The sequence below is a fragment of the Microbacterium sp. NPDC058021 genome, assembly GCF_042885955.1.
Lineage (GTDB): Bacteria > Actinomycetota > Actinomycetes > Actinomycetales > Microbacteriaceae > Microbacterium.
Genome location: NZ_JBHVRF010000002.1, coordinates 498427 through 517939 on the forward strand (window position 1 = coordinate 498427; position 19513 = coordinate 517939).

The 19513-nt window shown below is 69.1% G+C and carries 19 protein-coding genes; 10 read left to right on the forward strand and 9 right to left on the reverse strand.

Features of this window, described 5'->3' with window-relative positions; translation table 11 throughout:
• Nucleotides 1-452 precede the first annotated feature (452 nt).
• The 3 genes from ACFVR6_RS05925 to ychF all read right to left on the reverse strand — a co-directional run bounded on the left by ACFVR6_RS05925 (nucleotide 453) and on the right by ychF (nucleotide 4013).
• On the reverse strand, nucleotides 453-1730 hold the full coding sequence (locus ACFVR6_RS05925; RefSeq protein ID WP_386959767.1) for a hypothetical protein: 1278 nt from the start codon (nucleotides 1728-1730) through the stop codon (nucleotides 453-455).
• On the reverse strand, nucleotides 1727-2491 hold the full coding sequence (locus ACFVR6_RS05930; RefSeq protein ID WP_386959770.1) for an ABC transporter ATP-binding protein: 765 nt from the start codon (nucleotides 2489-2491) through the stop codon (nucleotides 1727-1729). Before ACFVR6_RS05930 ends, ACFVR6_RS05925 begins: the two co-directional genes overlap by 4 nt.
• A 448-nt stretch (nucleotides 2492-2939) precedes the next feature.
• Nucleotides 2940-4013, reverse strand: coding sequence for a redox-regulated ATPase YchF (ychF, locus tag ACFVR6_RS05935; RefSeq protein ID WP_386959773.1), 1074 nt, complete (start codon nucleotides 4011-4013; stop codon nucleotides 2940-2942).
• A 220-nt stretch (nucleotides 4014-4233) separates the two neighbouring features.
• On the opposite strand from ychF, the gene ACFVR6_RS05940 reads away from it, so the two are divergent.
• Both ACFVR6_RS05940 and rmuC read left to right on the forward strand, forming a co-directional pair.
• Complete coding sequence (locus ACFVR6_RS05940) at nucleotides 4234-4866, forward strand: exonuclease domain-containing protein (RefSeq protein ID WP_386959776.1); 633 nt, start codon at nucleotides 4234-4236, stop codon at nucleotides 4864-4866.
• Between the two features lie 43 nt (nucleotides 4867-4909).
• Nucleotides 4910-6193, forward strand: a complete 1284-nt coding sequence (gene rmuC / locus ACFVR6_RS05945) for a DNA recombination protein RmuC (protein WP_386959780.1) — start codon at nucleotides 4910-4912, stop codon at nucleotides 6191-6193.
• 72 nt (nucleotides 6194-6265) lie between these two features.
• Here the strand turns inward: rmuC and ACFVR6_RS05950 are convergent, their stop codons facing one another.
• Both ACFVR6_RS05950 and glpX read right to left on the reverse strand, forming a co-directional pair.
• Entirely contained in the window at nucleotides 6266-6463 is a 198-nt protein-coding gene (locus ACFVR6_RS05950; protein ID WP_386959783.1) for a UDP-N-acetylmuramyl pentapeptide phosphotransferase, read from the reverse strand.
• 132 nt (nucleotides 6464-6595) lie between these two features.
• The gene (gene glpX, locus ACFVR6_RS05955) at nucleotides 6596-7585 is read right to left on the reverse strand and encodes a class II fructose-bisphosphatase (protein WP_386959786.1); all 990 of its coding nucleotides are present in this window, start codon (nucleotides 7583-7585) and stop codon (nucleotides 6596-6598) included.
• Between the two features lie 189 nt (nucleotides 7586-7774).
• Between glpX and fbaA the strand changes: the two genes are divergently transcribed.
• Nucleotides 7775-8806: a class II fructose-bisphosphate aldolase gene (gene fbaA / locus ACFVR6_RS05960; protein ID WP_386959788.1), complete on the forward strand. Its 1032-nt coding sequence runs from the start codon at nucleotides 7775-7777 to the stop codon at nucleotides 8804-8806.
• A 238-nt stretch (nucleotides 8807-9044) separates the two neighbouring features.
• Here fbaA and ACFVR6_RS05965 read toward each other — a convergent pair whose 3' ends face one another.
• Nucleotides 9045-9605 (reverse strand): DUF6264 family protein, encoded by a 561-nt coding sequence (locus ACFVR6_RS05965; protein ID WP_386959791.1) that lies wholly within the window; start codon nucleotides 9603-9605, stop codon nucleotides 9045-9047.
• Nucleotides 9602-10636, reverse strand: coding sequence for a 4-hydroxy-3-methylbut-2-enyl diphosphate reductase (locus ACFVR6_RS05970; RefSeq protein WP_386960284.1), 1035 nt, complete (start codon nucleotides 10634-10636; stop codon nucleotides 9602-9604). The genes ACFVR6_RS05965 and ACFVR6_RS05970 overlap by 4 nt, the downstream gene beginning before the upstream one ends.
• An 86-nt stretch (nucleotides 10637-10722) precedes the next feature.
• On the opposite strand from ACFVR6_RS05970, the gene xseA reads away from it, so the two are divergent.
• Genes xseA through ACFVR6_RS06005 form a run of 7 tightly spaced genes read left to right on the forward strand, consistent with a single transcriptional unit; the run spans nucleotide 10723 to nucleotide 16661 of the window.
• Complete coding sequence (gene xseA, locus ACFVR6_RS05975; RefSeq protein ID WP_386959794.1) at nucleotides 10723-12021, forward strand: exodeoxyribonuclease VII large subunit; 1299 nt, start codon at nucleotides 10723-10725, stop codon at nucleotides 12019-12021.
• 10 nt (nucleotides 12022-12031) lie between these two features.
• A complete protein-coding gene (locus ACFVR6_RS05980; RefSeq protein WP_386959797.1) occupies nucleotides 12032-12268 on the forward strand; it encodes an exodeoxyribonuclease VII small subunit in 237 nt (78 codons plus the stop codon).
• Nucleotides 12268-12906 (forward strand): DUF4245 family protein, encoded by a 639-nt coding sequence (locus ACFVR6_RS05985; RefSeq protein WP_386959800.1) that lies wholly within the window; start codon nucleotides 12268-12270, stop codon nucleotides 12904-12906. Before ACFVR6_RS05980 ends, ACFVR6_RS05985 begins: the two co-directional genes overlap by 1 nt.
• Nucleotides 12907-12950: 44 nt before the next feature.
• The gene (locus tag ACFVR6_RS05990; RefSeq protein ID WP_386960287.1) at nucleotides 12951-13565 is read left to right on the forward strand and encodes a carbonic anhydrase; all 615 of its coding nucleotides are present in this window, start codon (nucleotides 12951-12953) and stop codon (nucleotides 13563-13565) included.
• Between the two features lie 42 nt (nucleotides 13566-13607).
• Complete coding sequence (locus tag ACFVR6_RS05995; RefSeq protein WP_386959803.1) at nucleotides 13608-15002, forward strand: class II fumarate hydratase; 1395 nt, start codon at nucleotides 13608-13610, stop codon at nucleotides 15000-15002.
• A 10-nt stretch (nucleotides 15003-15012) separates the two neighbouring features.
• Nucleotides 15013-16011, forward strand: coding sequence for a sensor histidine kinase (locus tag ACFVR6_RS06000; RefSeq protein WP_386959806.1), 999 nt, complete (start codon nucleotides 15013-15015; stop codon nucleotides 16009-16011).
• Nucleotides 16008-16661 carry a response regulator transcription factor gene (locus ACFVR6_RS06005; protein ID WP_386959808.1) on the forward strand — a complete coding sequence of 218 codons (654 nt, stop codon included), beginning with the start codon at nucleotides 16008-16010 and terminating at the stop codon, nucleotides 16659-16661. The genes ACFVR6_RS06000 and ACFVR6_RS06005 overlap by 4 nt, the downstream gene beginning before the upstream one ends.
• A 187-nt stretch (nucleotides 16662-16848) precedes the next feature.
• On the opposite strand, the gene ACFVR6_RS06010 is transcribed toward ACFVR6_RS06005, so the two are convergent.
• Nucleotides 16849-18183, reverse strand: a complete 1335-nt coding sequence (locus ACFVR6_RS06010; RefSeq protein WP_386959811.1) for a PhoH family protein — start codon at nucleotides 18181-18183, stop codon at nucleotides 16849-16851.
• Between the two features lie 198 nt (nucleotides 18184-18381).
• Entirely contained in the window at nucleotides 18382-19500 is a 1119-nt protein-coding gene (locus ACFVR6_RS06015) for an aminotransferase class V-fold PLP-dependent enzyme (RefSeq protein ID WP_386959814.1), read from the reverse strand.
• Nucleotides 19501-19513: the final 13 nt, after the last annotated feature.

The window sequence follows — 19513 nt, forward strand, 5'->3', positions numbered from 1 at the left end:
CAAGATGACCCAGGTGATCGCCAGTAACCAGCCCAGGCGGATTCCAAGCACCCGGTATCCGATCAGGGCGGCCCCGACTAGCGCTACCGCGTTTCGGCAAAGGGACAGGAGCCCTTGATCGTGAGTTTCGGCTCCAGCTGCGGGAAGAAATGCACCGCTGATCACGAGCGCCGCTAGTAGCCCCGCGCTGAGAGCTACAACATGAAGGAGTCGCCACTGTCCGAGATCGCGCGCTGCGGTTGCTTCCTGCAATGAAAGCGGAGACTGCAGCGAGGCGGCTACCAAAGTGGCCGGAATCAGAGGGAGCATCATCGCGACGCGGGTCAGTCCGCCGCCATTGGGGGTGAGGCCGATAGCGAGAGGGCCGCAGACAACTACCAGTACAGCCGTCACAAAGAAAACGACCGCGTTCAGGCGCCAACGGCGCGTACGGATGAACAGTCTTACGCCCGTCACGGCAGATCCGTTAGTACCAGAGAGCAGTCGGCGTAGCTCTTCTCATGCTCGCGAAGCCAGGTATTCCCTGTGGCTGGATCTGTGGATTTCATGCGGGCCCACTCGGCTGCGCCGACCGCACTACCGTCGAGCTCTCCGAGGCCGTACTGGTCGAAACCTGAAAGCCAGGTGTCGACGATGGCTGTCGCGACGATCGTGTCATACGGGGTGTCGGGGGAACAGGTCGAGAATCCGCCGTACTTCGCCACGTAACGCGAAACTGTCTGATCGAGCCCCGCCGAATCGATCCCTTCGATGTAGATGCTCCGGGCGTCTTGAGACGGCTCGTCGCCGACGCCCTCGACATTCTGTTCAAGAAGCGTCGGCTCAAGGGCCACGCCGGCGGTCTTCACCCGTAGCACTTCAAAGCGTGGGAGGAGACCCTCGAGGGATGCCGCGTACCCTCTGTTGACACAAACGACAGGGGCTGTCCCCTCACAAACGAAGTCCCGGGAGTTGTGACCCGTGATGTATTGGCCGTTGGTGCTGATGATGACGCCCGCTGCGACTATGGCTACCAACAAGGTCGGCGCCGCTGCCATGAACAACCATCGTTCACGCTGAACCGCTCGAGGACGAACCAGCAGGAAGAGTATGAGCGAGATGCTCAGGAAGAGTACGACCTGTCCCCATGTAGTGGCCGTGATATAGCGGGCGAACTCGGTGTCTCGGTTGGTGATCGCGGGAAAAAGCGTGCGGATTCCGTACGGCCAGGGAGCGCTTTGGAACAGTACGTACAGCGCGAAGTAGCCGACCGCGGCCGCGGGAGCCGCGAACCAACGGGGGCCGATGAACAACCCTGCGAAGTAGCCCACCGCGCACGCGATGATTGTGGCCGCGCCGATCGCAGCCAACCACGCAGGCGACGGTGCGCCGTATGTTCCGGTGATAGCTCCGTAGACCGTCAAACAGAGCAAGGCCAACGGATACGACGCCGCAACAGGAAGCACTGTTCCCACAACGTGGCGGGCGATAGGAAGACTCGGTGTGCGCGCGGCTGTCGCCAGCCGCGCCGACAGCGGTGCCGTCCAACGACTCGCGACAACCGCACACGCGCCGGCAGCGATCGGCCCGACAAGCACAGTCGCCTGCGAGAGGCCGCTTACGAAATCTGCCCACAGATTCAGCCCCACCCGACGAGGAAGGAACGCGAAGTAGACAAACAATCCCGCGAGGGCGAGTCCGATCACCAGGGGGAAGGCATGGCGCCGTATCCAGCTCATGACGGTTCTCATGTGAGGCTCGCTGCTTCGCCTTCGAGCACATTGAGGTAGCCGCGTTCCAGCCGGACGCTGAAATCTCCTCGCTCGCTCGAAAGACCAGCAAGTTCAGCGGGCGAACCATCAAACCAGATGCTGCCCGCTGCCATCACCAGCACACGATCGGCGATGGCAGCGACGTCATCGGTGAGGTGGGTGCTCAGCAGAACCGCCTTCTCTGACTTCATGGATTGCAGTGCAGCACGGAAGGCGGCGCGCTGAGCGGGATCCAGGCCTACTGTTGGCTCATCGAGCAGGATAAGTTCCGGATCATTGACGAGAGCCTCAGCTAAACCAACTCGCTGACGCGTGCCTCCCGAAAGGCGGGCAACTAGTTCATCGCGCTTATCGAGCAAGCCCACTCGATCTAGCGATCTAGTAGCGTGGCTCTGCAGGTCGGATCGCGGCACGAGCTTGAGCCACCCGACATACTCGACGCTCTCCTTAGCCGTGAATGAAGGAAAGTGTTGCCAGTGCTGCGGCATGAATCCGACCCGCGATTGGAACCGCCGCTGGGAATCGCGCGAGGATTCCAGCGGGATCCCCGCCAGTGAGATTTCGCCCGAGGCAATCCGCCGCGGCTGGGAGAGCGCATTCAACAGCGTGCTCTTCCCCGCGCCGTTCGGACCCAGGAGCGCGGTGATTCCTACCCCGATCTGAAGGTGGAGGTCTGAAATGATCGTCCGCCGCCCGTAGCGCAGGGTCAGGCCTTCGACGTTGATTATGGGCTCATCCACCGAGCAAACATATAGGTGCCTGGGCATTTCGAAGTAGTCGCCTGCCTGCGAGTCGTCAAGGACTTTCCATTAGGACGAGCTCTGAGCGTGTTCGTTTGGGGGTCCTCCAACGTGCACTCTCACGCTGAGATCCGCCTCGCCATGGGCGTCGAGGATCAGTGCCCGCATAGCCCGCCCTCGAGGTTGAACGGTCGAGCTCCCCTATGCGAAGAGCAGAAGCGTTCGCTCGAGTGATGCGGGCGCAATTCAACGCGTACGAGCGCTCGGCGAACGGCGGCCTTCTCAGACATGTCGGAATTCACTCGTTCCTGACCGTGGTCGAAGACACCGGGCAGCGCGACACGGACTCCTGTGCAGGTGGTTCCACGACGTGAAGCGAAGTACACGGTGGACTAAACCGAACCCAAAGCCTGACACTCCGCGGAATCACGCGGCAGATGGACCGCACTCAGACGTTGAAGCGGAACTCCACGACGTCGCCGTCCTGCATGACGTAGTCCTTGCCCTCCAGGCGCGCCTTGCCCTTCGCGCGGGCCTCGGCGACGGAGCCGGTGGCGACCAGGTCGTCGAACGAGATGACTTCGGCCTTGATGAAGCCCTTCTCGAAGTCGGTGTGGATGACGCCGGCGGCCTGCGGTGCCTTCCAGCCCTTGCCGATCGTCCAGGCGCGCGCTTCCTTGGGACCAGCAGTCAGGTAGGTCTGCAGGCCCAGCGTGTCGAAGCCGATGCGGGCGAGCTGGTCCAGGCCCGACTCGTCCTGGCCGGTGGATGCCAGCAGTTCGGCGGCATCCTCGGGGTCGAGATCGATGAGCTCGGACTCGATCTTCGCGTCGAGGAACACGGCCTTGGCGGGCGCCACGAGCGCTTCGAGCTCGGCCTCGCGCGCGGCATCCGTCAGCACGGCCTCATCGACGTTGAACACGTAGATGAAGGGCTTGGCGGTGAGGAGCCCCAGCTCCCTGATGGGCTCGAGGTCGATCTTGGATGCCGAGAGCAGCGTGCCGCGCTCGAGGGCGTCCTTCGCGGCCAGTGCCGTCTCGAGGACGATCGGGTCGGCCTTCTTGCCCCGCACTTCCTTCTCGTAGCGCGTGATCGCCTTCTCGAGGGTCTGCAGGTCGGCCAGCGCCAGCTCGGCGTTGATCGTCTCCAGGTCGTTCTGCGGGTTCACCGCTCCCTCGACGTGCACGACGTCGTCGTCGGCGAAGCCGCGCACGACCTGCGCGATCGCGTCGGCCTCGCGGATGTTCGCGAGGAACTGGTTGCCCAGCCCCTCCCCCTCGCTCGCGCCGCGCACGATGCCGGCGATGTCGACGAACGACACCGCGGCGGGCAGGATCCGCTCGGAGTGGAAGATCTCCGCGAGCTTCTCCAGCCGCGGGTCGGGCAGGTTCACGACCCCGATGTTGGGCTCGATCGTCGCGAACGGGTAGTTCGCCGCGAGCACCTGGTTCTTGGTCAGTGCGTTGAAGAGGGTGGACTTGCCGACATTGGGCAGGCCGACGATTCCGATGGTAAGAGCCACAGGCATCGAGTCTACGCGGGGGCGACGCCGGTCACCGACCGTCGGAATTCAGGCTGGCCGGAGGTTGCGGGGATCGCACCGCACGTTTCCGGCCTGCCAGCCTGAATTCCGACGGGCGGCAGCTCCAGCGGAGGCAAGGAGCCGGCCCGGCGCCTCCGAATCGGCGCGAGCGCGGCGCGCCCTCCCCCGCCCCGGCCGACCTCCGGGTGAGGGTGGACACGTGCCTTTGGATTTCACCGCGATCGACTTCGAGACGGCGAATTCCTCCAGCGCCTCAGCCTGCGCCGTCGGCCTCACCCGGGTGCGCGGCGGCGAGGTCGTCGCCACGGCAGGCTGGCTCATCCAGCCGCCCGCCGGTCATGACCGCTTCTTCAGCCTCAACACCGGCATCCACGGCATCTGCGCCGAAGACGTCGTCGGCGCCAAGACCTGGTCGGCCCAGCTCGCCGACATCGCCGCATTCGTCGGCGACGACGTGCTGGTGGCACACAACGCCGGGTTCGACATGACGGTGCTGCGCCGGGCGTGCGAGGTCACCGCCGACGTCTGCCCGCCGTACCGATACGTCTGCAGCCTGCAGGTCGCGCGCAAGACCTACGAGCTCGACTCCTACCGACTGCCGTCGGTGGCCACCGCCGTGGGCTTCCTCGACTTCCCCCACCACGATGCCACCGCCGACGCCCTCGCGTGCGCGCACATCATGATCGACGCCGCCGCTCGTGCTGGCGTCACCGACATCACCGACCTCGCCGCCGCACTGGGGCTGCGGGTCGGGCAGATCCCGGTGCCCGAGCCCGTCCCCGCGTTCGCCGCGGTGGACATGCCCGCGGTGCCCGTCGCCGTCGTCGCCTGAGCGTCGCGCCGCCGATGTCGGTGGCAGGTGACACCCTGTGACCATGGATGCCGCAACCCCCCTCCTCCTGCTCGTCGCCCTCGTCGTGGGCGCGCTGGCCGGCTGGTTCGCAGGTTCCGCCCGGGCCGGCGAACGCGCAGCGCGTGAGCGTGCCGCCCTCGTCGAGCGCGCCGCCACGGCCGAGACGGCCCGCGACACCCTCTCCGCCCAGCTCGAGCAGCAGCGTTCGCTGCAGCGGGAGCTGAGCTTGCAGGCGCGCACGGAGCAGGCCATGCGCGACGAGCGGGAGCGACGGGAGCAGTCGGTGCTGCGCGCCCTCGCGCCCGTGCAGGAGTCGCTGTCCTCGATGCAGCAGAAGGTGGAGGAGCTCGAGCGCGACCGCCAGCTGCAGTACGGGTCGCTCGCCGAACAGCTCCGCCGCGCGCAGGAGTCCGACGAGGCGCTGCGCTCCACCACGGAGTCCCTCGCCGGGGCGCTGCGCTCCAACGCCACGCGCGGGGTGTGGGGCGAGACCCAGCTGCGGCGCATCGTGGAGTCGGCCGGTCTGACGCGCTACGTCGACTTCGACCTGCAGGCGTCGATCTCCTCGGATGCCGGGGCGGGCCGCCCCGACATGATCATCCGCCTTCCTGGTGGCAAGGCGCTGGCGCTGGACGCGAAGGTGCCGCTGGACGCGTACCTCGAAGCCAGCGCCATCCCCGAGACGGCGCAGGGCGAGGAGGGCGCGCGCCGCAGCGCGCTGCTGGACCGGCACGTCAAGGCGGTGCGCGCGCACGTCGATGCGCTCGCCAAGAAGGCGTACTGGGCAGGACTGGACGCCAGTCCCGAATTCGTCATCTGCTTCGTGCCCAGCGAGTCGCTGCTGTCCGCCGCGCTCGCGCAGGACCCGTCGCTGCTCGACCATGCGTTCGGCAAGCGCGTGGCCATGGCATCGCCGGTGAACCTCTGGGCGGTGCTGAAGACCGTCGCCTACACCTGGACCCAGCAGGATGTGTCCCAGGAGGCGCGAGAGCTGCTTGCCCTCGGCACGCAGCTCTACGAGCGCCTCGGGTCGCTCACCGGCCACACCGACGATTTGCGCCGCGCGATCGAGCGCACCGTCGACACCTACAACAAGCTCGTCGGGTCGCTCGAGAGCCGGGTGCTGGTCACCGCCCGCCGCTTCCCCGGCGTCGACGAGACCAAACTCGACTCGGTCGCGGCCCCCGCGGCGATCACGAGTGCACCGCGGCGCCTCACCGCGGCCGAGTTCGTCGCCGACGACGCAACGCTCACCGCCGACCTGGGTGCGGTGCGAGAGCGCGTCGCGACGGACGGCGACGCCTGACCGACTCGCCGACGGACAGCGCGGACGCGGTCAGGGGCGCAACGCGGCCGCCACAAGACAGCCCCGCTCGGGTCAGTACCCGCCAGGCACCAGCGTCATCAGGCCGATGATGCCGACGGAGACGCCGAGGAACGCGCCGATCATCCACCACGCGCTGACCTGATGGCCATCGGGCGTGCGACGGCGGAACAGGACATCGGGGCGTCGCGCCGGATCAGTCGATACGACGACCGGCTGTGTGGCCGGACGGCCGTGTGCCTGAGTGCTCATACGGGGATCCCCCTCGGGACTCGGAACGATGGTGCGCATCGTCTTCGACACCGAGACCCATTCTGCCAGAGCGGATGCTGGGAGATGGGTCACAGAGCGATCACAGGCGCGTCCGCGCCCCAAGACCCCCGATCAGAGCCACTTCGAGGTCAGGTGCTCCGAGTTGATGCGACGCAACGTGCCGGACGCGCCGCGGATGACGACCGACTCGCTGTAGACGAAGCCGCCCTCGCGGCGCACGCCCGCGACGAGCTCGCCGTTGGTGACCCCGGTCGCGACGAAGATCGTGTTCTTGCCGCGCACCAGATCATCGGCTTCGTACACCTCGCCGTCGACCTTGAGCCCGGCATCCAGGCCCTTCTGCTTCTCATCGTCGTCGCGCGGCCACAGCCGCCCCTGGATGTGACCGCCGAGGGCCTTGATGGCGCATGCGGTGACGATGCCCTCCGGACTGCCGCCGATGCCGACGCACATATCGGTGCGGGCGTTGTGGCGGGCGGCGTTGATGCCGCCGGCGACGTCGCCGTCGCTCATCAGCCGCGTCCCGGCGCCGGCCGCGCGGATCTGATCGATCAGGTCGTCATGACGGGGACGGTGAAGCACCGACACGACCATCTCGTCGACGGGCTTGCCGAGCGCCTTCGCGAGCAGCCGGATGTTCTCACCGATCGGCAGGCGGATGTCGACGACGCCGACGCCGGCGGGACCGGTGACCAGCTTGTCCATGTAGAACACGCTCGACGCGTCGAGCATGGTGCCGTGGTCGGAGACGGCCAGCACCGACAGCGCGTTGTTGCGACCGGCGGCCGTCAACGACGTGCCGTCGATGGGGTCCACGGCGACATCGCACTGCGGGCCGCGGCCGGTGCCGACGTGCTCACCGTTGAAGAGCATGGGGGCGTTGTCTTTCTCCCCTTCGCCGATGACGATCACGCCGTCGAAGTTGACGGTGGTGAGGAACGCGCGCATCGCATCGACGGCGGCGCCGTCGGCCAGTTCCTTCTGGCCTCGACCGATGAAGGGCACGGAGCGGATCGCGGCCGCCTCGGTCGCACGCACCAACTCCAGCGCCAGGTTGCGGTCGGGGTGCAAGGGGCTCATATCCGCGGTCAGACTCACCATGCAGGTCAGCCTACGTCCGGCGCCGTCCTCGCACAGGGGAAAGCGGGACCGCGGCAAGCGAAGGAATCGCAGTTCTTTCACCAGGGGTATATGCATCGGCGTGGCGAATTCGCACGGCTCTCCCCGGGACCCGGCGGAACCCCCTTCGCTAGAGTGAACGTGAACGCCCGCCGACTTTTAGGAGCTGACATGCCCGTCGCAACCCCCGACCAGTACGCCGAGATGCTGGACCGCGCGAAGTCCGGCGGCTTCGCGTACCCGGCCATCAACGCCGCCAGCTCGCAGTCGATCAACGCCGTGCTGCAGGGCCTGACCGAAGCCGGCTCCGACGGCATCATCCAGGTGACCACCGGTGGCGCCGACTACTTCGCCGGCCACACCGTCAAGGGCCGCGCCACCGGCGCGATCGCCATGGCGAAGTTCGTCACCGAGGTGGCGAAGAACTACCCCATCACGGTGGCGCTGCACACCGACCACTGCCCCAAGCCCGCGCTCGACGACTTCCTGCTGCCGCTCATCGCCGCATCCGAAGAAGAGGTCAAGGCCGGCCGCAACCCGATCTTCCAGTCGCACATGTGGGACGGCTCGGCCGTGCCGCTGGCGGAGAACATCGAGATCGCCCAGCAGCTGCTGCCGCGCATGAAGAACATCAACGCGATCCTCGAGGTCGAGATCGGCGTCGTCGGCGGCGAAGAGGACGGCGTCAAGCACGAGGGCACCAACGACGCCCTCTACACCACCACCGGTGACGTCGCCCAGGTCGTCGAGGCCCTCGGTCTCGGTGAAGCCGGCCGCTGGATCGCCGCGCTCACCTTCGGCAACGTGCACGGCGTGTACAAGCCCGGCAACGTGAAGCTCAAGCCCGAACTGCTCGGCGAGATCCAGGAGGGCATCGCCGCCCGCTTCGGCACCGGCCCGAAGCCGCTGGACCTCGTCTTCCACGGCGGCAGCGGTTCGACCCCCGAGGAGATCGCCCTCGCGGTCGCCAACGGCGTGGTGAAGATGAACATCGACACCGACACGCAGTACGCGTTCACGCGTTCGGTCGCCGGCTTCATGTTCCAGAACTACGACGGCGTCCTGAAGATCGACGGCGAGGTGGGCAACAAGAAGGCCTACGACCCGCGCGCCTGGGGCAAGGTCGCCGAGTCGGCGATGGCCGCCCGCGTCGTCGAGGCGACGCAGCAGCTCGGCTCGGCCGGTCAGTCGCTCGCAGCCTGACCCACCCGTACGCACGATGCCCCGGCCCCGATGGGTCGGGGCATCCGTGCATTGAGCGGATGCGCGGGCGACCGAGCCGTTCCGGTGTCGCTTCCGCACAGTCTCGCGTCGCAACACCCGCCATTAGTGACACCGGAGCAGCGCGGGGCGGCGCGGCGCGGGCGCGGAACAGCGCGGGGCGGCGGCGCGCCGGAGCAGCGCGGGCGCGGCGCGGCGCGGGCGCGGCGCGCGGGCGGGCTCAGCCGGTGAGGGTGCGCTGCACGGTCTCCCACGCGGCGGAGTCGCTCATGATCGGCACGAGCATGAGCGCGCCCGAGACGAGGTTGCACACGATGCCGCCGACCAGCGGAATCCACCAGGTCACCCGGCGCGCACGCAGCCCCCGCCACGACAGCCACGCCGTCAGCAGCCAGCCGATCGCCAGCACCGCCGCCCCGGCGATGCCCCAGCCCCGCGCGGAGGCCGGGTCGGACAGCTGGGCGTCGACGCCGAGGGTCTGGAAGAGCGTCTGCGCGAACGCGCCCACGTCGATCATCTGCGGCGCCGACACGAGCACCGTCAGCAGACCGTAGGCGAGCAGCACGAGGGTGATGATCCGGTCGGCGGTGCGCGACGGACGCGCGGCCGAGGTCGTCGCCGGGGCGACGGGACCCCCGTACTGCGGCGGCGCCACGACCTCGGGGGCGACACCTGCCGACAGCGCGTCGGTCGCATGGGGCTGCGCGATGCGCGCCCGCTGCTCCTCGGGCGTCGCGTACTCGCCGTACTGCGGCCTGGGTCGCGGGTCGAGGTCGCTCATGGGCGGTTCCGTCCGCCCAGCGCACGGTCGTCGCGCTTGCCGGAGGAATCCTGGCGCAGTTCCTTGGGCAGCGAGAAGATGAGGTCCTCCTCGGCCGTGCGCACTTCCTCGACGTCGCGGTATCCGGCGCCGGCGAGGTCGTCCAGCACTTCCTGCACGAGCACCTCCGGCACCGAGGCGCCGCTGGTGACCCCCACCGTCTCGACGCCGTCGAGCCACTCCTGCTGCACCTCGTGGGCGTAGTCCACGCGGTAGGCCGCCTTGGCGCCGTACTCGAGGGCGACTTCGACCAGGCGCACGCTGTTGGACGAGTTCGCCGAGCCCACGACGATCACGAGGTCGGCGTTGGCGGCGACCTTCTTGATCGCCACCTGGCGGTTCTGGGTGGCATAGCAGATGTCGTCCGACGGCGGATCCTGCAGCTCGGGGAACCGCTCGCGCAGCCGCCGCACCGTCTCCATCGTCTCGTCGACCGAGAGCGTGGTCTGCGAGAGCCACACGACCTTCGACGGGTCGCGCACCTCCACCAGGTCCGCGTCGGCGGGCGAGTTGACGACCGTCACGTGGTCGGGTGCCTCACCGGCGGTTCCCTCGACCTCTTCGTGACCGTCGTGACCGATCAGCAGGATCTCGAAGTCGTCGCGGGCGAAGCGCACCGCCTCGCGATGCACCTTGGTCACGAGCGGGCAGGTCGCATCGATCGCCTGCAGACCGCGATCGGATGCCGCCGACACCACGGCAGGAGACACACCGTGCGCGCTGAAGACCACGTGAGACCCCGGCGGCACCTCGTCGACCTCTTCGACGAAGATCGCGCCCTGCGCTTCGAGTTCGGTCACGACGTGGATGTTGTGCACGATCTGCTTGCGCACGTACACGGGCGCGCCGAAGCGCTGCAGCGCCTTCTCCACAGCGATGACGGCACGGTCCACTCCGGCGCAGTAGCCGCGCGGGGAGGCCAGCAGGACCCGCTTGTGTCCGGTCACCGGCCTATCCTGGAGAAGGCCACGCCGCCCCGGGATGCGGGGCATGGGCAGTCGAACGGCTGAGGTGCTCACCCCTTGATTCTAGGAGCCGGCGCCTGAGCATCGGCCGGTCACCGCGAGGGAAGAGGCATATGACCACGTTCGAACCCGCGCCGGGGCAGACGCCGCCGGCCGATGCCGTGCATCCCGGGTCGTCGACACCCGAGGCTCCGACGTCGGTTTCGCGCCTGAACGAGACCATCCGCGACTTCGTGCAGAAGTGGGGCGCGGTGTGGGTCGAGGGCGAGATCACGTCCTGGAACGTGCGCGGCGGCAACGTGTTCGGCCGGTTGAAGGACCTCTCCTCCGATGCGTCGCTGTCGTTCCGGCTGTGGTCCACCACGCGCCAGCGCATCCCCGTCGATCTGAAGTCCGGCGACCATGTCGTCGCGTGCGTCAAGAGCGAGTTCTACGTCAAGACCGGCGACTTCAGCTTCATCGTCTCCGGCATGAAGCACGTCGGCCTCGGCGAACAGCTCGCCCAGCTCGAACGCCTGCGCGTCAAGCTGCGTGCGGAGGGACTGTTCGACGCGTCCCGCAAGCGACCGCTGCCGTTCCTGCCGCACCGCATCGGCCTCATCACCGGTGAGCGCAGCGACGCCGAGAAGGACGTGCACCGCAACGCCGAGCTGCGCTGGCCGGCGGTCAGCTTCCGCACCGTGCACGTCGCCGTGCAAGGCGAACGGTGCGTCCCCGAGACCATCGCCGCGCTGCAGAGCCTCGACGCCGACCCCGATGTCGACGTCATCGTCATCGCCCGCGGTGGCGGCGACCCGCAGACGCTCCTCGGCTTCAGCGACGAGAAGCTGCTGCGGGCCGTGGCCGCGGCATCCACCCCCGTCGTCAGCGCCATCGGGCACGAGAACGACCATCCGCTGCTGGACGACGTGGCCGACCTCCGCGCCTCCACCCCCACCGACGCCGCCAAGCGCATCGTCCCCGACGTGGCCGAGCAGCGCGCCCTCGTGCGCCAGCTGCGCTCGCGCGCCGGCTCCCGCCTCACCCAGCGGGTCGGACACGACATCGCCCAGCTGCAGCAGCTGCGTTCGCGCCCCGTGCTGCGCGACCCCGAGACCATGCTCACCAGCCGGGCTCAGGAGGTCTGGTTCCACGCCTCCCGCGGCCGGGACATCGTCGACCGGCGGGTGGATGCCGCGATGCGCACGACCGCCGAGTTGCGCGCGTCGCTGCGCGCCCTCTCCCCCGCAGCGACCCTGTCCCGCGGCTACGCCATCGCGCACCTCACCGACGGCGTCATCGTGCGTGACGCGGCCCAGGCACCCGCCGGCGCCGGCGTGACCGTAACGGTCGGCCGCGGCTCGTTCGCAGCCGAGTCGCAGGGCGAGATCGCGGAGTCCGCCGCGGCAGGGCTGCCGGATGGGGCGAACTAAGATGGAGGGCATGACTGCCAGCGACGACGCCACCCCCGACGTCGCCGCCCTCTCGTTCGAGCAGGCCCGCGATGAGCTCGTGCGCGTCGTGGCGGAACTCGAGCAGGGTGCGCCGACCCTCGAGCAATCGCTGGCCCTCTGGGTGCGCGGCGAGGCGCTCGCGGCCCACTGCGAGCAGTGGCTGCTCGGCGCCAAGCGACGTCTGGACGCCGCCCGTGCCGACGCCCAGTCGCCCGAGGCATCGTGATGGCATCCTCCCCCCGCATCGTCGCCGAGCTCGGGCGCCCGGAGACCCCCGAGGAGACGGCGGCCCGCAAGGCCGAGTCCTCGCGCATCCACCGCAACAGCCGCACGATCCGCAACGGCATCGCCGCGCTCCTGGTGACACTGGCCGTCGTGCTGGTCATCGTCTTCGCTGTGCCCCGCGGCGCCATGCCGCCCGCCGAGCCCATCGACGTCGCAGCCGAGGCCGCCGAGGTGCAGGCATCGCTGGAACGCACCGTCATCGTGCCCGATGCACCCGACGACTGGACGATCAACCGCGCCACGGTCGAAGGCGACGGGGCCACCCGCGCCTGGACGGTCGTCTACGCGCCGGACCGCGGCTTCATCAACGTCGCCCAGGGCTTCGACGCCGACGCCGCATGGCCCTCGCGCCTGCTGTCGGGCCGATCCGCCACCGGCACCACCACGATCGACGGCCTCGAGTGGACCGTGTACGAGATCTCCGAACCGTCGTCGACCGCGAACATCTCGTACGCGCTGAGCACCCCCGCCGGTGCCGACACGGTCATGATCTACGGCCGCACCGATGCCGACACCGCCGCCGAGGTCGCCGCGAGCGTCGCGGACGACGTCCGCGCCCTACGCGAGGAGACCCCGTGACCGAGACGAGGCAGCGCCCCACCCCGCAGCAGGCCTGGGACGAGATGCAGCTGGGTAATGCCCGCTTCGTGGCGGGCGAGCCGCGGCATCCGCGCCAGAACGTCGAGCGCCGTCACGAGACCGCCGGCTCGCAGTTCCCCCGCGCCGCGCTGTTCGGCTGCTCCGACTCGCGTCTGGCCGCCGAGATCATCTTCGACGAGGGCCTGGGCGACCTGTTCGTCATCCGCAACGCCGGCCAGGTCATCTCCGAGTCCGTCGTCGGAAGCCTCGAGTACGCCGTCGCGGTGCTCGAAGTGCCGCTGATCGTCGTGCTCGGGCATGACGCCTGCGGCGCGGTGCGCGCCGCGATCGACTCCACCTCGATGGATGCCCCCACCCTCCCCGTGCACGTGTGGCGCCAGATCGCGCCGATCGTGCCGGCCGTGCGTAGGGTGCTGCGCGACGGCAAGGAGGCCGGCGTGACGCCCGAGACCGTCGACGCCGACCACGTCGGCCGGGAGCACCTGCGCGAGACCATCGCCGCGCTCCTGCAGTCGTCGGAGCTCATCAGCGAGGCCATCGCCGAAGGACGCGTCGCGATCGTCGGCGCCAACTACCGCCTGTCCGAAGGCACGGCCGTCCCCGATGTGATCGTGGGCGCGGTCGTCGCCGACGCCTGAAAACCAGAACTTCGAGCAAAAGGAAACGAGGACGTGACCGCCATGGCTGAGACCGAATACCGGATCGAACACGACACGATGGGCGAGGTGCGGGTGCCCAAGCACGCGCTGTACGCCGCCCAGACACAGCGTGCCGTGGAGAACTTCCCGATCTCGGGCAGCGGACTGGAGTCCACGCAGATCGCCGCGCTCGCGCGCATCAAGAAGGCGGCGGCGCTGGCCAACAAGGAGCTCGGCACCCTCGACGGCGCGATCGCCGACGCGATCGCGGCGGCCGCCGACGACGTCATCACCGGCCAGTATGACGAGCACTTCCCGGTGGACACGTACCAGACCGGCAGCGGCACGTCGTCGAACATGAACATGAACGAGGTGCTCGCGAACCTCGCGACCACCAAGCTCGGTGCCACCGTGCACCCCAACGACCACGTCAACGCGTCGCAGTCGTCCAACGACGTCTTCCCCACCTCCGTCCACATCGCCGTCACGCAGGCGCTCATCGACGACCTCATCCCGGCGCTTGACCACCTCGCGGTCGCGCTCGAGGCGAAGGCCGAGCTGTGGAAGGACGCCGTGAAGTCCGGGCGCACCCACCTGATGGATGCCACGCCCGTGACCCTCGGCCAGGAGTTCGGCGGCTACGCGCGCCAGATCCGCCTCGGCATCGACCGGGTGCAGGCCGTGCTCGCCCGCGTCGGGGAGGTGCCGCTGGGCGGCACCGCCGTCGGCACCGGCATCAACACCCCGCTCGGGTTCCCGCAGAAGGTCATCGCGCTGCTGGCATCCGAGACGGAGCTGCCGATCACCGAAGCCAAGGACCACTTCGAAGCGCAGGCCAACCGCGACGCGCTGGTCGAGGCCTCCGGAGCGTTGCGCACCATCGCGGTGTCGCTGACGAAGATCAACAACGACCTGCGCTGGATGGGCTCCGGCCCGAACACCGGTCTCGGGGAGCTCCACATCCCCGACCTGCAGCCGGGTTCGTCGATCATGCCGGGCAAGGTCAACCCCGTCGTCCCCGAGGCCACCCTCATGGTGTGCGCCCGGGTGATCGGCAACGACGCCACCGTCGCGTGGGCAGGAGCCTCGGGCTCGTTCGAGCTCAACGTGGCCATCCCGGTGATGGGGACGGCCCTGCTGGAATCGATCCGCCTGCTCTCCAACGCGATGCGTGTGCTCGCCGACAAGACCATCGACGGGCTCCAGGCCAACCTCGAGCGGGCGGCCGCCTTCGCGGGCATGTCGCCCTCGATCGTCACGCCGCTGAACAAGCTCATCGGCTACGAAGCGGCGGCGAAAATCGCCAAGCACGCCGTGGCCCGTGGCATCACGGTGCGCGAAGCCGTCATCGAACTCGGGTACGTCGAACGCGGCGAGCTCACCGAGGCGCAGCTCGACGAGAAACTCGACCTGCTCTCGATGACCCGCCCGGGTTGATAATCGGAGAGTGAACCGCACGCCACGGCACAGCCGCGCGCAGCGCCGCATCCTGGGGATCGTCCTCGGGGTGGCCGGGGCCGGCTTCACGATGGCCGGCGCCGCCACCGTGCTCGTCTTCACCATCGGCGGCGAGGTCCAGCCCGCGCGGCTGGTCCTCGCGATCGGCGCATTCGCGACGACGGCGCTCGTCGGCCTCGCCGCGGTGGGAGTCGCCTACTGGCTGGCCGTGCAGCCCGCGGCCGACACACCGGCCGTCGAGGGCGACGCGGCCGAGCAGTGGGAGGCGTCGTTCGACGCGCAGCGGCGCCTGCTCGACGATGTGCGCCACGAGCTGAAGACCCCGATCACGATCGTGCGCGGTCACCTGGAGACGATGAACCCCGACGATCCCGCCGATGTCGCCGCCGTCCGCGACATCGGCATCGCGGAGCTGGACCGCATGACCAGGCTCGTGAACGACATCGACCTGCTCGCCGCCGTCGACGGGGATTCGTACTCGTTCTCCATCATCGACATCGCCGCGCTCACCCAGCGCGTCGGCGAGCTGGTGTCGGTCATCCCCGGGCACACGTGGACCGTGGAGCACCGTGCCGTCGGTCGCATCCGCGGTGACCGTGACCGCCTGCTGCAGGCCTGGCTGCAGCTGGCCGACAACGCGGCCAAATACACCCCCGACGGCTCGTCGGTCGAGATCGGCAGCGCCCTGCACGCCGATGGCGCGCAGCTGTGGGTGCGGGACCACGGTCCCGGCATCCCGCCGGCGTCACGGCACCGCATCTTCCGCCGCTTCGACCGCGCCGCCGGCAAACGCAGTGTCGGCGGGTCGGGCCTCGGGCTCGCGATCGTGGACACGATCGCCCGCGCGCACGGCGGTCACTGTACTGTTGCGGACACACCCGGGGGCGGGGCGACCTTCACGATCGCCGTGCCACTGGGTACGGGAGCCGCCGCACCCGCGCCGGTGCGGGCCGGCGATGTCGTGTTGCAGAGAGAGGCAAGCGCATGACGCGCATTCTGGTCGTCGACGACGAGCCTCACATCGCCGCGCTGGTCGGCCGTGCACTGACGGCCGAGGGGCACGAGGTGGTGGTCGCCGAGACCGGACCCGATGCGCTGACCCGCGCCGTCGAGCCGGACATCGACCTGGTCGTGCTCGACGTGGGCCTTCCCGGCATGGACGGCATCGAGGTGCTGCGCCGCCTTCGCGCACACGGGTCGACCGTGCCCGTCATCATCCTCACCGCCCGCTCGGGCACCCGCGACACCGTCGACGGGTTGGATGCCGGTGCGAACGACTACGTCTCGAAGCCGTTCGTCGTGGCCGAACTCCTCGCCCGCGTGCGTTCGCGACTGCGCGAGAGCGCCGCCGCCACCGGCGTGATCACCCGCGGCGACGTCACGCTCGACGTGCTCGCGCGTCGCGCGACGATCAACGATCGCGAGGTGGACCTGTCGGCGCGGGAGTTCGCCCTCGCCGAGCAGTTCCTGCGCAACGCCGGTGAAGTGCTCAGCCGCGAGACCCTGCTCAGCCGCGTCTGGGGGCTCGACTTCGATCCCGGATCCAACGTCGTCGACGTGTACGTGCGCTATCTGCGTTCGAAGTTCGGACCCGAGCGCATCAGCACCGTGCGCGGTGCCGGCTACCGCTGGGAATGAGCGGCCGCGCGGCCCTCGCCACGGTCTCCAATGCCGAGAACCCCCGGGCCTGTGGCGCCGGGGGTTCTCGTGGGGCGAAGCTGGGGGTCTTCGCGCTTCCGCTTCTGCGGTACCCCTATGGTCACGCATGTGGGCGGCAGATGGGAGCCCTAAGCCATGAGATTGTTCTCATTCTGCTCAGTCCCCGTCAGCTGAGTTCACCGGCCTCCAGCAGGTCCGTCACGAGCGCCGCGATGGCCGAGCGCTCCGAGCGGGTCAGCGTGACGTGCCCGAACAGGTCATGCCCCTTGAGCGTCTCGATCACCGAGGCCACGCCGTCGTGTCGACCGACCCGCAGGTTGTCGCGCTGACCGACGTCGTGGGTGAGGACGACGCGGGAGTTTTGCCCCACCCGGCTCAGCACCGTCAGCAGCACGTTCCGCTCCAGCGACTGCGCCTCGTCCACGATGACGAACGCGTCGTGCAGCGAACGTCCGCGGATGTGGGTGAGCGGGAGCACCTCGAGGATGCCGCGGGCGATGACCTCTTCGACGACGTTGGCCGAGACGATCGACCCGAGGGTGTCGAACACCGCCTGCCCCCAGGGGCCCATCTTCTCCTGCTGGTCGCCCGGCAGGTAGCCGAGCTCCTGCCCGCCCACGGCGAACAGCGGCCGGAAGACGATGATGCGCTTCTGCTGCTGCCGCTCCAGCACCGCTTCGAGGCCGGCGCACAGCGCGAGCGCGGATTTGCCGGTTCCGGCACGTCCGCCGAGGGAGACGATCCCCACGTCGGGGTCCAGCAGCAGATCGATCGCGATGCGCTGCTCGGCGGAGCGGCCGTGCAGACCGAACACCTCGCGGTCGCCGCGCACCAGCCGGTAGCCGCCGTCGCCGGTCACCCGCCCGAGCGCGGAACCGCGTTCGGAGTGGATGATGAGCCCGGTGTTCACCGGCAACCCGGTGACGGCGTCGCTGCTGGCCACCTCGGTCTCGTACAGGTCACTCAGGTCGTCGCCGGAGACATCGAGGGCGGCGATGCCCGTCCACCCCGAGTCCACGGCCTGCTCGGCGAGATATTCCTCCGCCGGAATGCCCAGCGACGCGGCCTTGACGCGCATCGGCAGGTCCTTGGACACGACGGTGACTTCCTGCCCTTCCTGCGCGATGTGCATCGCGACGGCGAGGATGCGGGTGTCGTTGTCGCCCAGGCGCATGCCGGCGGGCAGCACGGTGGGGTCGGTGTTGGTCAGCTCCACGCGCAGCGTCCCGCCGGTGCCGACCGGCACCGGGAAGTCGAGGCGGCCGTGCTCGACCCGCAGCTCATCGAGGTGGCGCAGCGCCTGCCTCGCGAAGTAGCCGATCTCCGGGTCGTGGCGTTTGCCCTCGAGCTCGGTGATGACGACGACCGGGATGACGACGGAATGCTCGGCGAAGCGGAAGAACGCCCGCGGATCACTCAACAGCACCGACGTGTCGAGCACGTAGGTACGAAGATCCTGGTCGTCCGAGATGCCGGCGTGTGTGCTCCGGCCCTGCTGCATGTGTGGTGCTCGTGTGGTCACAACCCACTCCCGACCCGGGTGCGTTCCCGGCAGTCACGAGTCGACCAGGGGCCACGAGTCGCAGTCCTTCAGGCCGACCCGACGGGCGCCTTGCCCGTTGGCAACAACGTACGTCCCGTCGGTCACACCGCGGTTACCGACACGCCCGGGGTACGTGACGCTCAGATGACGTTCCGGTCAGATCCGTCGGGAGCCGGCGAACTCGGCCAGCGCGTCGGTGAGCATCCGCAGCGACTCCGCGCCGTTGCCGGCGTGGGCGCCGATGCGCACGAGCCCCGAGCGCAGCGATGCCGCCACCCCGTGATTGGCCATCGCCGCGGCCAGCGGCGCGGTGTCCTCGGGTTCGGGTGAGAGCGAGACGATGCCGGCGTGGTGCTGCGGGTCACGCGGGGTGACCACCGGGAGGCCGTACTGCTCGGCGACCGCCACGATGTCGCTCGCGCGGCCGCGGACGATCTCCGCGATGCGCGCCACCCCGGCGTCGCGGACGTCGCGCACCCCGGTCGCCAGCCGCGCCGCAGCGAGGTGGTCGGGCGCGGTCACCGCGAACGCCTGCGCACCCTCCACCGGCGGGGCCACCGGGAACGAGCCGAGCACGCCGCCGGCGGCGGCGAAGCCGGACAGTACCGGGGAGATGCGCTCCACGGCACGGTCGGAGAAGGACGCGAAGCCCGTGCCGCGCCCGGCGCGCAGCCACTTGTAGCCGTTGGCGCAGACCACGTCTGCGGCACTGTAATCGGCATCCACGACGCCGAAACCCTGCATGGCGTCGACGATCAGCAGGCGGTCGCCGATGACATCGCGCAGCGCGCTCAGGTCGGCGAGGAACCCGGTGCGGTAGTCGACGAGGCTGACGGCCACGGCGGTGATGTCGTCGGTGAGCGCGTCGCGCACTGCCTCCGGTGTCACGAACCCGTCGGTGGGGTCGAACCAGTACGGTTCGGCGCCACCGAGCGCGCTCGCCCGCTGGGCGGTCACGGTGAGGCTCGGGAACTCCCGCGACGAGATGAGGATGCCACCGGAGAGTCCATAGATCGCCTGCTGCAGCCCGTGCGAGGTCGACGGCTGCAGGGTGACGTGCTCGTCGGTGGTGCCCAGCAGCTCGGCCAGGAGCGCGCGGGCCTCGTCGGCGCGCGCGAACACGAGGTCTATGCCGCTCGTGCGTCCTGCACCCAGCAGTTCGGCATCGGCCTGTGCCTCGGCACGCACCGATGGGGAAAGCGGCCCGAACGCGGCCCAGTCGAGATACCCCGGCTCCGCGTCGAACGAATCAAGATACGACTCCAGCCCGGTCACATCCCCATTGTCT

Excerpts from the sequence above, each read along its gene's own strand:
- ACFVR6_RS06005 (WP_386959808.1), top strand. The coding sequence starts at position 16,008 with ATGACGCGCATTCTGGTCGTCGACGACGAGCCTCACATCGCCGCGCTG.
- ACFVR6_RS05990 (WP_386960287.1), top strand. The coding sequence starts at position 12,951 with ATGCAGCTGGGTAATGCCCGCTTCGTGGCGGGCGAGCCGCGGCATCCG.
- ACFVR6_RS05980 (WP_386959797.1), top strand. The coding sequence starts at position 12,032 with ATGACTGCCAGCGACGACGCCACCCCCGACGTCGCCGCCCTCTCGTTC.
- ACFVR6_RS05925 (WP_386959767.1), bottom strand. The coding sequence starts at position 1,730 with ATGAGAACCGTCATGAGCTGGATACGGCGCCATGCCTTCCCCCTGGTG.
- glpX (WP_386959786.1), bottom strand. The coding sequence starts at position 7,585 with ATGGTGAGTCTGACCGCGGATATGAGCCCCTTGCACCCCGACCGCAAC.
- ACFVR6_RS05985 (WP_386959800.1), top strand. The coding sequence starts at position 12,268 with ATGGCATCCTCCCCCCGCATCGTCGCCGAGCTCGGGCGCCCGGAGACC.
- ACFVR6_RS05995 (WP_386959803.1), top strand. The coding sequence starts at position 13,608 with ATGGCTGAGACCGAATACCGGATCGAACACGACACGATGGGCGAGGTG.
- ACFVR6_RS06010 (WP_386959811.1), bottom strand. The coding sequence starts at position 18,183 with ATGCAGCAGGGCCGGAGCACACACGCCGGCATCTCGGACGACCAGGAT.
- ACFVR6_RS05965 (WP_386959791.1), bottom strand. The coding sequence starts at position 9,605 with ATGAGCGACCTCGACCCGCGACCCAGGCCGCAGTACGGCGAGTACGCG.
- ACFVR6_RS05950 (WP_386959783.1), bottom strand. The coding sequence starts at position 6,463 with ATGAGCACTCAGGCACACGGCCGTCCGGCCACACAGCCGGTCGTCGTA.
- xseA (WP_386959794.1), top strand. The coding sequence starts at position 10,723 with ATGACCACGTTCGAACCCGCGCCGGGGCAGACGCCGCCGGCCGATGCC.
- fbaA (WP_386959788.1), top strand. The coding sequence starts at position 7,775 with ATGCCCGTCGCAACCCCCGACCAGTACGCCGAGATGCTGGACCGCGCG.
- rmuC (WP_386959780.1), top strand. The coding sequence starts at position 4,910 with ATGGATGCCGCAACCCCCCTCCTCCTGCTCGTCGCCCTCGTCGTGGGC.
- ACFVR6_RS05970 (WP_386960284.1), bottom strand. The coding sequence starts at position 10,636 with ATGCCCCGCATCCCGGGGCGGCGTGGCCTTCTCCAGGATAGGCCGGTG.